This is a genomic window from Neobacillus vireti, from assembly GCF_036962465.1.
In the GTDB taxonomy this organism is placed as follows: Bacteria; Bacillota; Bacilli; order Bacillales; family Cytobacillaceae; genus Neobacillus; species Neobacillus vireti_B.
This window is the reverse complement of sequence record NZ_JBALNF010000096.1, coordinates 1-13819: the sequence shown is the minus strand read 5'-3', so window position 1 is coordinate 13819 and position 13819 is coordinate 1. Positions and strand designations below refer to the sequence as shown.

At 36.7% G+C, this 13819-nt stretch carries 10 protein-coding genes; 4 read left to right on the top strand and 6 right to left on the bottom strand.

The features are described 5' to 3' along the window. Positions 1–227: 227 nt before the first annotated feature. Positions 228–1289: an AraC family transcriptional regulator gene (locus V7077_RS27480; RefSeq protein ID WP_335507901.1), complete on the top strand. Its 1062-nt coding sequence runs from the start codon at positions 228–230 to the stop codon at positions 1287–1289. 224 nt (positions 1290–1513) lie between these two features. Here V7077_RS27480 and V7077_RS27475 read toward each other — a convergent pair whose 3' ends face one another. Then, complete coding sequence (locus V7077_RS27475; RefSeq protein ID WP_335507899.1) at positions 1514–2263, bottom strand: DeoR/GlpR family DNA-binding transcription regulator; 750 nt, start codon at positions 2261–2263, stop codon at positions 1514–1516. Between the two features lie 240 nt (positions 2264–2503). On the opposite strand from V7077_RS27475, the gene tkt reads away from it, so the two are divergent. The 3 genes from tkt to V7077_RS27460 all read left to right on the top strand — a co-directional run bounded on the left by tkt (position 2504) and on the right by V7077_RS27460 (position 7412). After that, positions 2504–4492, top strand: coding sequence for a transketolase (tkt, locus tag V7077_RS27470; protein ID WP_335507897.1), 1989 nt, complete (start codon positions 2504–2506; stop codon positions 4490–4492). A 23-nt stretch (positions 4493–4515) separates the two neighbouring features. Continuing rightward, positions 4516–5184: a fructose-6-phosphate aldolase gene (gene fsa / locus V7077_RS27465; RefSeq protein WP_335507895.1), complete on the top strand. Its 669-nt coding sequence runs from the start codon at positions 4516–4518 to the stop codon at positions 5182–5184. A 674-nt stretch (positions 5185–5858) separates the two neighbouring features. Further along, positions 5859–7412 carry an ABC-F family ATP-binding cassette domain-containing protein gene (locus V7077_RS27460; protein WP_335507893.1) on the top strand — a complete coding sequence of 518 codons (1554 nt, stop codon included), beginning with the start codon at positions 5859–5861 and terminating at the stop codon, positions 7410–7412. Between the two features lie 361 nt (positions 7413–7773). On the opposite strand, the gene V7077_RS27455 is transcribed toward V7077_RS27460, so the two are convergent. The 5 genes from V7077_RS27455 to V7077_RS27435 form a co-directional block, all read right to left on the bottom strand. Then, a complete protein-coding gene (locus V7077_RS27455; RefSeq protein ID WP_335507891.1) occupies positions 7774–8736 on the bottom strand; it encodes a carbohydrate kinase family protein in 963 nt (320 codons plus the stop codon). A 77-nt stretch (positions 8737–8813) separates the two neighbouring features. Continuing rightward, on the bottom strand, positions 8814–9773 hold the full coding sequence (locus tag V7077_RS27450) for an ABC transporter permease (protein ID WP_335507889.1): 960 nt from the start codon (positions 9771–9773) through the stop codon (positions 8814–8816). Between the two features lie 14 nt (positions 9774–9787). After that, positions 9788–11350 carry a sugar ABC transporter ATP-binding protein gene (locus V7077_RS27445; RefSeq protein WP_335507887.1) on the bottom strand — a complete coding sequence of 521 codons (1563 nt, stop codon included), beginning with the start codon at positions 11348–11350 and terminating at the stop codon, positions 9788–9790. A 102-nt stretch (positions 11351–11452) separates the two neighbouring features. Further along, complete coding sequence (locus V7077_RS27440) at positions 11453–12421, bottom strand: ABC transporter substrate-binding protein (RefSeq protein WP_335507885.1); 969 nt, start codon at positions 12419–12421, stop codon at positions 11453–11455. A 391-nt stretch (positions 12422–12812) separates the two neighbouring features. Further along, positions 12813–13574: a DeoR/GlpR family DNA-binding transcription regulator gene (locus V7077_RS27435; RefSeq protein WP_335507883.1), complete on the bottom strand. Its 762-nt coding sequence runs from the start codon at positions 13572–13574 to the stop codon at positions 12813–12815. Positions 13575–13819: the final 245 nt, after the last annotated feature.

Here is a 13819-nt window from a genome sequence, read left to right as displayed (position 1 = left end):
TTACTTTACTAATTCAAATCAATAGGTAACCATATACAGATATTTAATTAAAATAATTGATCTTTTTTAATCTATTCTTTTTGTCTATATTTCCGTATAATTTACATAACCGTTTTTGAAAAAACTTTTCCAAAAAAGTGCATGGCAAACTACCCGAATTCAAGCTGATTTGCAAGGAAACAGGCGTTAATTCCATAAAGTTATATTAAATATTTGAAGGTGAAAAAATGAAGATAAATGAATTAGATCAATTTTTGAGAGAATATACGGAGGATGAGATATTTTATAAAAATCATTACATAGCAGCACAAAATCCCGATACGTATAAAACGTTTCTGAAAAACATAAATCCTGACTTCATTGAAGAAAAGAAAATTATTATTCCTCATTTTTACCGTGACATCGAAGATCCCTACATGATGACCGAAAACTCGTTTTTTAATGAAAAGGAAAATTTTAATGTTTTGCCTTTAAAACATTATCGGTATACACCTGAATTTGTTCATACTCATACTTTTTTTGAAATGAGTTACGTATATTCAGGTAGGTTTGCGCAAAAAATTGGCCATGATGAAATAATTTTAAACGAAGGAGATATCTGTATCTTATCACCTGGGGTTGAACATTCTGTTGGTATTTATGACGACACCATTCTCATTAACTTTTTAATAAGGAAAAGTACGTTTAACAACACATTTTTGGCTGTTCTTAAGGAGGAAAATTTATTATCTTCGTTCTTTAATAAAATTTTACATTCAAATACTTTTAATAGGTACATTATATTTCGTACTAATAATTCTTTTGAAATTAAAGATATTTTATGTAAAATTTTTCATGAAGGCTTAGAAAACAAAAAATACTGTCATATCGTTTTAGATAATCTTATAATGATATTCTTTGCTAATCTATTAAGAGATGAGAGTATTAAAATAGAATTACCCCAGGAATTGCATAAAAGCAACAAATATTTCACATCGATCATTACTTTTATCCAAAGAAATTATCGAACTGTCACCCTTCAAGATCTTTCAAAGGAATTTCACTTCACCGTTCCATATCTGAGTAAACTTATAAAAAAGAATACTGGGCAAACTTTTAAAGATATCATTCAAACATTAAAGCTCAATAAAGCGATTGAACTTTTAACTTTGTCTGGATTAAAGATTGAAGAAATAAGTCATTCCATCGGTTATGAAAATGTTTCTCAATTTATAAGAATTTTTAAAAGAGCTTATGGAGTTTCTCCTAATCAATATAGAAAACAAGTTACAAATTTAATAAATAGCTAAATCACTCAACTTTCCCCATACTAATCGAAGATTCATTCATTAATTGTCCAGATTCCGTAATTATTAATCACCTGATAGGACTTATTAAGAAAGGGTATGCCTAAGATAATTGCATACCCTTTTCTCGATTTAATAATATATTAAGTTTATAGCGGAGCTTCTTTTTTTAGTGACTTAAATGCATTCCTATTGTGCCCTCATCGGCATTGGTGCTTAAACTATAGTCAAATGATTTCAATATCGAATTCCATATACTTGTTTAAATTATGACTTAGTGGACCGTCTTCCGTAATTAAGTAATCAAGTTCTGAAACAGGACCCACCAAGTAATTGGAAATGGTATTAAGCTTACTTCTTGTTACCAGGGTGGCGATTTTATTTGAACTTTTAATCATCTGACGTTTCACATGAGACTCTTCTATATGAGGAATGCTGATACCAAAGTCAGGATGCAAGGAATACACTCCTAAAAAACAGAGATCAACTCTAATATTTTTAAGCACTTCAATGACATCTAATCCGACAGTTACAAAAGATTCCTTAAAGAAGGTTCCACCCAAAAGGATGATATCTGTATTGGGATGTTTTGATAATGCCAAACTAATAGAGGGACTATTCGTGATAATGGTCCCTTTAAACTCGATTGGAATTTCTTGAGCCAGAAAAAGATTGGTAGTACTTCCATCTATTAAAAGAACTTGTCCATCTTTAATCATTTTCACCGCTTTTAAGGCTAACTCTTTTTTTGCATCTATATTTTCTTCCGTTCTTTCAGAATAGGTTAAAGCGCTCGCAGATACAGGAAATGCCCCTCCGTGTACTCTTTTGAGAAGACCTAATGAATCCATTTCTCTTAAATCTCGCCTAATGGTGTCCTCGGAAACATCCCATTTTATGCTTAATTCTTTCGCAACGACTTTCCCTTCTTTTTCAAGTATTTGTAAAATTTCGCTTTGTCGTTCTTTTCTAAGCATAACAGTGACCAGCCTCCGTGTTTTTGCATGTTTTTTCTTATATTATATATTTTTTTCTTGAATCCACCAATTTTTTTAAAAAAACCGGCAAAATTTTTCTTGTTTTTTCTTGTTTTCAGAGATAAAATATTCTCAAATACGAAAAAACTAGCAAGAAGATGCAGAAACAAGAAAATCGTTACTTAATACTTACATTAAGTACTACTCTAAAATTCACACGAAATTAACGGAGGAAAAAAAATGAATAATAGTATTGAAACACTAGCTGTAAACACGATTCGTACCTTATCCATTGACGCGATCAATAGTGCTAATTCTGGTCATCCAGGCTTGCCAATGGGGGCTGCTCCAATGGCCTATGCGCTCTGGGCGAATCACCTAAATCATAATTCTGCAAATGCAAAATGGTTTAATCGCGATCGTTTTATTCTTTCTGCAGGACATGGCTCTAGCTTGTTATATAGTTTGCTTCACTTAGCCGGGTACAATGTATCTTTAGACGATTTAAAAGGTTTTAGACAGCTAAACAGCAAAACACCTGGTCATCCTGAATTTGGTCACACAGATGGTGTTGAAGCGACAACTGGGCCATTAGGGCAAGGAATTGCCAATGCTGTAGGAATGGCGATGGCTGAAGCGCATTTAGCGGCAAAATTCAATCAGGATGGATACCCTGTAATTGACCATTATACATATGCTTTAGTGGGCGATGGAGATTTAATGGAAGGCGTCTCTTATGAGGCCATGTCGATGGCTGGCCATATGAAACTAGGAAAATTAATTGCCTTATATGACTCCAATGATATTTCTTTGGACGGTGAATTAAACCTTTCCTTTTCAGAAGACATTCAAAAAAGAACAGAATCAGCTCATTGGCAATATTTACGAGTAGAAGATGGCAATGATGTAGCAGAAATCTCAAAGGCTATTACATTAGCAAAACAAAATACAAACCAACCAACCTTAATCGAAATTAGAACAACAATTGGTTATGGAAGTCCAAAAGTGGCCGGAACAAACAAGGCACATGGAAATCCACTTGGAGCAGAAGAAGCTCGTGCAACAAAAGAGGTATACGGCTGGAATTATGAAGAGGATTTCTTTGTACCGGAAGAAGTTAAGGCTCATTTTGAAGAGCTAAAACAAAGAGGAATTAGTCAAGAACAACAATGGAATGCATTATTCCAGTCTTATCAAGAGACATATCCTGAATTAGCAAAAGAACTGCAACAAGCCATTACGGGAGAAGTTTTAATTAATGCGGAAGACATTCTGACATTTGACACAGGTAAAACAATCTCCACTCGTGTAGCCAGCGGAGAAGCTATTAACCATTTTATCAAATCAGTTCCTTCTATTTTTGGAGGAAGTGCGGATCTTTCTCACTCCACAATGACAGATATAAAGGAAAACGCAGCATTCGCGGTAGAATCATTTAGCGGCCGGAATATCTATTTTGGTGTCCGGGAACACGCAATGGGAGCGGCTGGCAATGGTTTAGCTCTTCATGGCGGGGTAAAGCCATTTGTAAGCACATTCTTTGTTTTCAATGATTATCTCAGACCATCCATTCGTCTGGCAGCCTTGCAAAAGCTTCCAGTCACTTATGTATTTACGCATGATTCGATTGCGGTTGGTGAGGATGGACCAACTCATGAGCCAGTTGAGCAGCTAGCTTCTCTTCGTGCCATCCCAGGGCTAACCGTGATTCGTCCATCAGATGCAAATGAAACGGCAAGTGCTTGGGCATATGCACTAACACAAACAGACGGTCCTGTTGCGATGGTGCTGAGCCGTCAAAACCTGCCTGTGTTCCAAGAAACACAAGCCAATTTAGACAACCTTTCAAAGGGAGCTTACGTATTAACGCAAACAAATGACCAGCCAGAGGTTATCTTGATCGCTACCGGTTCGGAAGTGTCATTAGCCATTAACGCGAAAGCTGAACTCGAAAAGGAAAATGTATCCGTTCGTGTTGTCGCTATGCCGAGTTGGGAACTTTTCGATCGTCAACCGAAGGAGTATAAAGAGCTTGTCCTCCCTGCTTCTATTAAAAAGCGTGTGGCACTCGAAATGGGTATCTCTCTTGGATGGGAACGCTATGTAGGATTAGAAGGCAAAGTATTATCCATCGAAACATTCGGTGCTTCAGGAACGGGCGCTGCTGTTATGGAGCTATTTGGATTTACGACGGAAAATGTGGTTCGTACGGCTAAAAGTCTACTATAATCTTAAAATGGAGGAAATATACGATGAAATTATTTATTGATACTGCTAATCTTGTAGATATTAAAAAGGCTTATAAAATCGGCGTTTTATCTGGTGTGACTACCAATCCTTCCCTAGTTGCAAAAGAAGGTGTAAAATTCGAAGACCGAATTGCAGAAATCTGTCAGGCTGTTCCACAGGTAGAATCTGTTTCCGCTGAAGTAACTCCAGATGCCCTTACAGCAGACGAAATGATTGCTCAAGCTGAGGAGCTTATTAAAATTAACGGCGGAGATGAGAAAATTACCATCAAGCTTCCGATGACTTTAGAAGGTTTAGAGGCTTGCCGTTATCTTGCTGATAAAGGCGTGAAAACAAATGTCACCCTTATCTTTACAGTAAACCAAGCACTATTAGCAGCTCGTGCCGGTGCAACTTATGTATCTCCATTCTTAGGCCGCTTAGATGATATTTCTGAAGACGGTGTCCTATTGGTATCAAAAATAGCTGAATTGTTCCGCATTCATCATTTCGACACACAAATTATTGCAGCATCTGTTCGTCACCCGGATCATGTAACTCGTGTAGCAATGGCAGGTGCCCATATTGCAACGATTCCATTTTCAGTCATAGAGCAAATTTCTAAACATCCACTAACTAATCAAGGAATCGAAAAATTTGCTGCTGATTGGGAAAATACTCTTAAAAACTAAGTGAAACAAAAAACACGACCTGCTTATCCTATAGGGTTCAATTAAATGGTTCACAGAGGCAAATTGACACATGAAATGGCATGCGAATTGACGCATGCCATTTTTGTTATAGTTTGTCCCTGAAACGGATTTTGCTAAAGATTTTGCAGTAATGTTTTACATGTACCGGGTACATCTTCCAATAAGACATGTCCATTAGAAACAAGCGCTACAAGCAATAAATCAATCGTATTCCCTAGACCGACGACAATAAGATTAACATTTCTCTTTATTGTATCCGTAACTTCTCTGATATCCGATAAACCATTCTTATATACCCCTATTCATAGTTATGATTTAGTTACACTAGGTTGTTTCCCTTTGAAACTATTATAAGTAATAAATTAATAGTAAAGATATTTTAGACTGAACCATTTCTTTCATTTTTTGTACAGTTATTCCCATATATGAATAACTCATATCCTGCCTTCAGGTTCGGTTGTATAATAGACTTTTATCCAATTAATCGACCGAGTTAATATAATTCAATAGTTTCATTTAATTAAGAAGTGAAAAAACTTCAATTTAGCCAGAAGAATCGAATTACATTTTTCAAAAAAATAACTTCTTTATAGAAAAAGCAGCTAAAATTTAGTAAGATATCCACATGTGACATTAGATAAGGGGTTAAAAAAATGAGCGTATTAAATGTACAAAATTTAAGCCACGGTTTCGGTGATCGTGCGATTTTTAATAATGTGTCGTTTCGCCTTTTAAAAGGAGAGCACGTCGGATTAGTTGGGGCAAATGGTGAGGGTAAGTCTACTTTCATGAATATTGTTACTGGGAAACTGCAGCCCGACGAAGGAAAAGTTGAGTGGTCACGAAAAGTCCGTGTCGGTTATTTAGATCAGCATGCTGTACTTCAAAAAGGTACTACGATGCGTGAGGCTTTGAGTACTGCTTTTCAATATCTTTTTGATGCTGAATCAGAGATTAATGACCTCTATGCAAAAATGGGTGATGATGGTGCAGATATTGATGCATTACTTGCTGAAGTTGGAGAGTTACAAGAAACTTTAGATAGTAATGATTTCTATCGAATTAATTCAAAAGTTGAGGAAGTTGCTCGTGGTCTTGGATTAGACGATGTTGGACTCGATCGAGATGTAGATGATCTCAGCGGCGGGCAGCGTACGAAAGTTTTGCTAGCCAAGCTGTTGCTAGAAAAGCCAGAAATCCTTTTACTAGACGAGCCTACGAACTATTTGGATGAACAGCATATCGAATGGTTGAAGCGCTATTTACAGGAATATGAGAATGCATTTATCTTGATTTCTCATGATATTCCATTCTTGAACAATGTTGTTAACTTGATCTATCACATGGAAAACCAAGAGTTGAATCGCTATGTTGGTGACTATGATAACTTCTTAAAAATTCATGAAATGAAGAAGCAGCAGCTAGAGTCCGCTTACAAGCGTCAACAACAAGAAATTGCTGATTTGAAGGATTTCGTTGCTCGTAACAAGGCAAGTGTTGCGACTCGTAATATGGCGATGTCCCGTCAGAAGAAGCTCGACAAAATGGAAGTAATTGAATTAGGGAAAGAGAAGCCGAAACCAGAGTTTAACTTCAAAGAAGCTCGTGCAGCTAGTCGTTATATTTTCACGGCTGAAGATCTTGTTATAGGTTACAATGAACCACTTTCCCGCCCTCTGAATTTGAAAATGGAACGCGGACAAAAAATTGCATTTGTGGGTGCAAACGGTATTGGTAAGTCGACACTTTTAAAAAGTATCCTAGGGTTGATTAATCCACTTTCAGGTAAAGTAGAACGTGGTGATTATCAACACATCGGTTACTTCGAGCAGGAAGTGAAACAGTCCAACTACAACACTTGTATTGAGGAAATTTGGAGCGAATTCCCAAGTATGAATCAGGCTGAAGTCCGTGCGGCTCTTGCAAAATGCGGATTAACGACGAAACATATTGAAAGTAAAGTCGAAGTTCTTTCTGGCGGCGAAAAGGCCAAAGTTCGCTTGTGTAAAATTATTAACACTGAGACGAATTTATTAATTCTAGACGAACCTACCAATCACTTAGATGTTGACGCAAAAGAAGAATTGAAACGTGCTTTAAAGGCATATCGCGGAAGTATCTTAATGGTATCCCACGAACCAGATTTCTATCGTGAAATTGCGACCGATATTTGGAATTGTGAGGATTGGACTACGAAAGTGTTTTAGATAAAGTGAAACTTCAATTAGTGGGGGTTTTTTTCATCCCCCACTGATTGTTAGTTGAACCAATCGGGCTTTTACGGGCAGTTGATCCCCCCTTCAAGGCTTCCTGCAACCACTAATCCTTGAAGGGAAGTCTTACTGCCTGTTTATGCGGGATAAAGACTAAGGGGTACCCAATGAATAAAAAATCACTTGGGTACCCCCTTTCTTATTAACCATCCAAAATTTTTAATAAAAATATACTTTTATATATGAAGATTCTGTTAATGTTTCGACTTTCTCTCTTTCCTGTAATTCAGAATAGTTTTTCCACCGACAAAACCAATCAAAAATGTGGATAAAAGGCGGCATGTAAAAAGAGTGACTAATTTTGATTATCCATTAGTTTCTTAACTTCTTCCATGCAAGGCATACTTAATATTGCACCTTTCCTTGTTGTGACAATTGCTCCAACCGCATTTCCAAATAGAGTAATTTCTTCCATATCATCGGTGTTTAAATCAGCAATACGTTTATTTTTTTCTAAATATTTATATAAAACGCCACTAAAGAAGCCATCTCCCGCGCCTGTTGTATCAACTGGATTCACTTTGAAGGATTTAAATTTCCCTATGTTCTCCCCTTTTCGATAAAAACAGCCTTCTGCTCCTAATGTAACAAATATAAGTTCTGTGTTATACTGTTCAACTAGTTGTCTTGTTCCTTTTTCTAAATCTGCCTTTCCAGTAATGAATTCCAACTCTTCCTCCGAAAGCTTTACGATGTTTGCATATTTCAATCCTTCTTTAATCATTTTCTTTGCATGCTCTAGATTCTTCCAAAGCAAAGCCCTTAAATTAGGATCATAGGAAACAACTTTCCCTTGTTCTTTTGCTAATTGGACTGTCTTTAGTGTGGTAGTGGCAGCTGGTTCATTAGTAAGGGAAAGAGATCCAAAATGAAAAATTTTGGTTTGAGCTACGATATTTTCATTAATGTCATCCTCTGTCAACTTGGTATCCGCACCGGGATTTCGATAAAAGCTGAATGAGCGGTCACCATATTCATCTAAATGAACAAATGCCAGTGTAGTATTTGCTTTTTGGGTAAAGGATAATCCTTCGCAGCATATGTTTGTATCTAATAAAACTTGCTTTAGATAATGTCCAAATTGATCATCTCCTACCTTACCTATGAAACAAGTCTTCTTACCTAATTTGGTTAAGCCCGCTAATACATTAGCCGGGGCACCACCAGGATTTCTTTCAAAGACAACTTTGCCAGGCTGAGAAGAGTTATAAGGAGTTAAATCAATTAATAACTCTCCAAGAGCTGTTACATCATACATTTGAACCTTTCCTAATTTCTAAAATACATTAAGCCAGAAGACTACTCTTCTGGCTTTTTATTTGAAATGGAACTAATTTAAGTTCTGCTTCGTAATCTATCAAGAAGCACGGCAATAACAATAACGATCCCTTTTACAACTTGTTGCCAGTAAAAATCCACGTTAAGCAAAGTCATTCCATTCGTTAATACAGCCACAATCAATACCCCAATGATTGTTCCTTGTATACGGCCACGTCCCCCAACAAAACTAGTACCACCTAGTACGACAGCTGCGATCGCATCTAGCTCAAATCCTATACCTACCATGGGCTGCCCTGAGAACAAACGACCTGCCATCACAACTCCACTCACACCGGCCAATAAGCCACTGATGGAATACACATTAATCAGGGTGCGAGTCACCTTAATCCCTGTAAGATGTGCAGCTTCTTCGTTACCGCCAATAGCATAAACATGTCGCCCGAACATCGTATACTTCAAAACGATTATCATGATGATATAAACAATTGCCATCACATAAATAGGAGTAGGAATCCCTAGAATTTCACCAGCTCCAATGAACTTGAACTGCTTTGAAGCAAGCACCACAGGATAACCGCCGGTTATAACATAAGCCAACCCCCTCAGGTAGGTCATACTTCCAAGAGTTACGATAAAGGCAGGCAACTTAGGTACAGCTGTTAAAAATCCATTAATGGCCCCAGCAACATATCCTACAGCAACTCCTACTAACATAGCGATAACTGGAGGAGTTCCGGCATTTGATAGTAATACAGATATAACACTGCTCAATGCGAGGGTTGAGCCTACCGATAAATCAATTCCTCCTGTTAATATAACTACAGTCATCCCAGCAGCCAGAATGGCAGTGATTGAACTCTGTTTTAGTACGTTTAAGATATTACTTGAGTCCGTGAAATTCGGTGCAACAATGGTCATAACTATGATTAATAAGGCAAGAATGATTACCATGCCCAGCTGATTAAAAATCTGTTTTGACCGTTCCTTGAATGGAACTACGGATGGACTTGACATTTGTAAGTTTGTATTCATTGTTTAACCTCTCCTGTAGCATAGTACATAATCTTTTCTTGTGTAGCTTCATCACGAGATAGTTCAGCTCTGAGTTTCCCCTCATGAAGCACTAAAATCCGATCACTAACTCCTAATACTTCTGGTAATTCAGAAGAAATCATCAATACAGCAAGCCCTTGTTCTGCTAATTTAGTTATGATTTTATGAATCTCAGTCTTTGCGCCTATGTCTACACCACGGGTCGGTTCGTCAAGCAGCAGTATTTTAGGACCAATAGATAACCATTTAGCAATCACAACCTTTTGTTGATTTCCTCCGCTAAGGCCCATAACATTTTGTTCCTTGTTTGCCGTTCTTACTCCAAGTTCTTTAATGTATCGATCCGCATCACGATTCATCTGCTTATACTGCAATAGTTTAAATTTACGATAGCTTGGCAATTGTGCCATCAATATATTTTCTTTTACAGATAGATTTGGTAATAGCCCCTGTTCCTTCCTGCTTTCAGGAACATGAGCAATACCAAGTTTTATTGCATCAATAGGACTTTTTATATGAACCTGCTGGCCATTCAAAATTATTTGACCTTCTGACAATTCGGATAGTCCAAAGATTGTTCTTACCAGTTCAGTCCGTCCTGCACCGACAAGGCCTGCCAAGCCCACAATTTCACCAGGGTAGATTTTCAGCGATATCCCCTTAACAAACTTTTTGTCAGAGACATTTTTTAACTCAAGGACCGGTTTTTGTTCAGACTTATCAATTCTTTCGATGCTTTCTCTTACAAATAGCTCATTTAACTCTCTTCCTACCATAAGTTTTACTAGATTTTCGGGATTTGTATCCGAAATTGGTCCACTTGTAACCCACTGACCGTCTCTAAGAACTGTAAAGCGATTTGAAATTTTAAAAATCTCATCCATTCGATGAGAGATATAAACAATAGCTACTCCTTTTCTTCTTAATTCTTCAATGATGCCAAAAAGCTTTTCTATCTCTTTATCTGTCAGAGATGCAGTCGGTTCATCCATAATTAAAATCTCAGAATTAAGTGATAAAGCTCGAGCAATTTCTACCATTTGTTGTTGGGCCACACTTAAGGTGGAAACATCCGCTCGAGGATCCAAGGAAGATCCTATGGATTTTAAAACTTGGGCAGCATTTTCATAAATATCATTCCAATTTATTAGGCCCAGCCTATTTTTCTTAAATGTTGTCCCCATCATAATATTCTCACCAATGGACAAATTAGGTGAAAGGCTTATTTCTTGGTGAATAACACTGATTCCTTTATTTCTTGCCTCCATTGGATTATTCCAATATACTTCTTGACTTTTATATTCAATCTTTCCTCCATCAGGCTGATACACTCCAGCCATGATCTTCATTAAAGTAGATTTTCCTGCACCATTCTCCCCCATCAAGGCATGAACTTCACCTTTATAGAGTTCGATATTAACGTTTTGCAACACCTTGACACCGGAAAATTTCTTCGTAACGGCCTTCATCCTAAGGATGGGTAACTGACTCTCTGATAGACGACGATTTATTTGTTCTTGAACCTGAAATACTGCCATTAGTGCCACTCCCTAAGTCTCTTTTTAAGCCCTATTTTACTAGGATATAAATATAGTGCTCCTAATTAGCACCATATTTTACCTCAACTAGAGGGAAATCAATTACCAGCCACTATAGGTATCAACATTATCTTTAGTGATAAATTTAGTTGGAATAAGAACTTTTGAGTCAACTTTCTTTCCATCAATGACTTTTAATGCTAAGGCAACACCATCAATAACCATTTGATTCGGAAATTGTGCTGAAGTACCAGCAAAGCTTCCGCCTTTTTTCAACGCATCTACCGCAGAAGGCGCACCGTCAACACTTACGACAAAGAATTCATTTTGTCTACTAGCTTGTTCTTGAGCAATTTGTACTCCAACAGCCTCTTCATCATTAATTGTAAATACTGCATCGATTTTTTTGTTAGCTGTTAGTGTACCTTCCATTACGGTAAGAGCCTTTTCACGATTACCCTCACCATTTTGTTTAGCAACAACCTTGATATCCGGATATTTTTTAATTACTTCGTTAAAGCCTTTAATTCGGTCAGTTACTGCTGAAACAGGAGGTCCATCAATAATAACAATATTACCTTTTCCATTAAGTTGTTTTACAAGGTACTCCGCAGCTAATTTACCTGCCTGAACGTTATCAGACATAACCACTGAGTCAATGCCGCCTTCTGCAAATCCATCAAGAGCAACAACCGGAATACCTGCTGCTTTTGCCTCACTAACTGCACCAGCAATACCAGCAGAATCAAATGGGCTTAATAATATTAAATCAACTTTTTTTGTGATAAAGTCTTCAATTTGTGCAGTTTGTTTAGCAAGATCTTGATCCGCACTTACAGTCGTTACTTCAGCATTATACTTAGAAGCAACTTCTTTAGCCCCTTTAGACATCGCTACAAAGAATGGATTACTTAAATTTGGAACTGTTAAACCAATCTTTAGCTTTTTTTCAGTATTAGACTTGTCATCTGTTTTACCATTATTAGAAGCGCTTTCATTATTGCTGCATGCACCTAAAAAGCATAAAGTTAAAATTAATATTACTATATTAAAAATTTTAAAGTTTTTCATGGTTTGTATTTCCTCCTAAATATAGTTTTATAAAGTAAATCGATTCTTATAGCAAAAGACAATCCTTGTAATAAAATCCTTAATGCCGTAGTATAAAATTGAGTACTAAAATTAGTATTAATTTTAGATATACTCAGGCTGGGTTATGATTTTGGGCGTTTTTCCATTTGGTCGTGGTTGCCCTGAATCGTAACCTTTTTTTGTGGATCTTTCATTTTTCTCCCCCAAAGAACAAGTTAATTAAAACGATTAAAGTCTCCTTCTATTATTTTCACAACTCTATATAAGCATCACCTCCTAAAATTGATGTGTTTACATTTAAACGCTTTCATTTAAGCGCCTTCATTTTTTTCTTTTATCTGATAGTAGATCCTTACTTATGAGGGAAAAGTTAGACTACGCGTACAGAAACTCCAGATTCCTCAATACGGTTAAGTACGGTCTTTTGTGCAGCACTATCGGTTATTAAATAATTTATCTCATGAATATTCGCAAACTTCGCAAAACTTACTTGACCTATTTTAGTATGATCAGTAATGAGAATAACCTTTTCCGCACAATCAATCATTTTCTTTTTCGTTGATGCCTCAATTAAATTTGGGGTGGTTAAGCCACTTTTTACATCAACGCCATTCGTTGCAATAAACGATTTGTCTACACAAATTTGATTAAAGCTGTTTTCAGCTAATGGACCTACCAACGCTAGTGTTTCTGAACGCAAAGAACCACCACATAATAGTACTTCAATTCCAGATACATCCTTTAATTCGTTGGCACATAATATTGAATTGGTAACCACCTGTAAGCTCGAAAAGTTTTTTAGTTCTTGAGCAAGATAAAAAGTTGTCGTACCGGAATCGAGCAAGATACTTTCACCGTTCTCAATAAGCTTAGCCGCTTCCTTTGCAATAGCCCTTTTCTCTTTTTGAAACTGCACTTCTTTCTCAATGTAAGTCGGTTCGAAGGTCACACTTTTGAACAAAACAGCCCCACCATGTGTTCTTTTTAACAATTGTGCCTCCTCTAGTTCCTTTAAGTCCCTACGAATAGTTGATTCTGACAAGTCGAAGTGTTGACTTAATTCTTGTACATCTACTCTAGCATTCTTGTTTAGTAACTCTAGTATGGCCGACTTTCTTTCTATACCGTACATAGAACCGTTTTTCCTCCAATTCATTTGAAATGCGACGTTTGACTGTTCTAGCTCATTCTTGAATGAATTTGACGTTTTGTGCTCATTTTTGATTATATGTGCTTTTTTACCATTTTACAATATGAATTTTAGGATAATTGTGAAAATTTTAAAATTAAAAAATAACATGTTAATCTATTGTTTATCGAAGATTAGAATACGTTATACTCTACTTATTAGGGGAAACTCTGACTAAAGGCTTCGAA

Bases quoted from the DNA above. Each gene is read 5' to 3' on its own strand.
- V7077_RS27480 (WP_335507901.1), top strand. From the start codon at position 228: ATGAAGATAAATGAATTAGATCAATTTTTGAGAGAATATACGGAGGAT.
- V7077_RS27475 (WP_335507899.1), bottom strand. From the start codon at position 2,263: ATGCTTAGAAAAGAACGACAAAGCGAAATTTTACAAATACTTGAAAAA.
- tkt (WP_335507897.1), top strand. From the start codon at position 2,504: ATGAATAATAGTATTGAAACACTAGCTGTAAACACGATTCGTACCTTA.
- fsa (WP_335507895.1), top strand. From the start codon at position 4,516: ATGAAATTATTTATTGATACTGCTAATCTTGTAGATATTAAAAAGGCT.
- V7077_RS27460 (WP_335507893.1), top strand. From the start codon at position 5,859: ATGAGCGTATTAAATGTACAAAATTTAAGCCACGGTTTCGGTGATCGT.
- V7077_RS27455 (WP_335507891.1), bottom strand. From the start codon at position 8,736: ATGTATGATGTAACAGCTCTTGGAGAGTTATTAATTGATTTAACTCCT.
- V7077_RS27450 (WP_335507889.1), bottom strand. From the start codon at position 9,773: ATGTCAAGTCCATCCGTAGTTCCATTCAAGGAACGGTCAAAACAGATT.
- V7077_RS27445 (WP_335507887.1), bottom strand. From the start codon at position 11,350: ATGGCAGTATTTCAGGTTCAAGAACAAATAAATCGTCGTCTATCAGAG.
- V7077_RS27440 (WP_335507885.1), bottom strand. From the start codon at position 12,421: ATGAAAAACTTTAAAATTTTTAATATAGTAATATTAATTTTAACTTTA.
- V7077_RS27435 (WP_335507883.1), bottom strand. From the start codon at position 13,574: ATGTACGGTATAGAAAGAAAGTCGGCCATACTAGAGTTACTAAACAAG.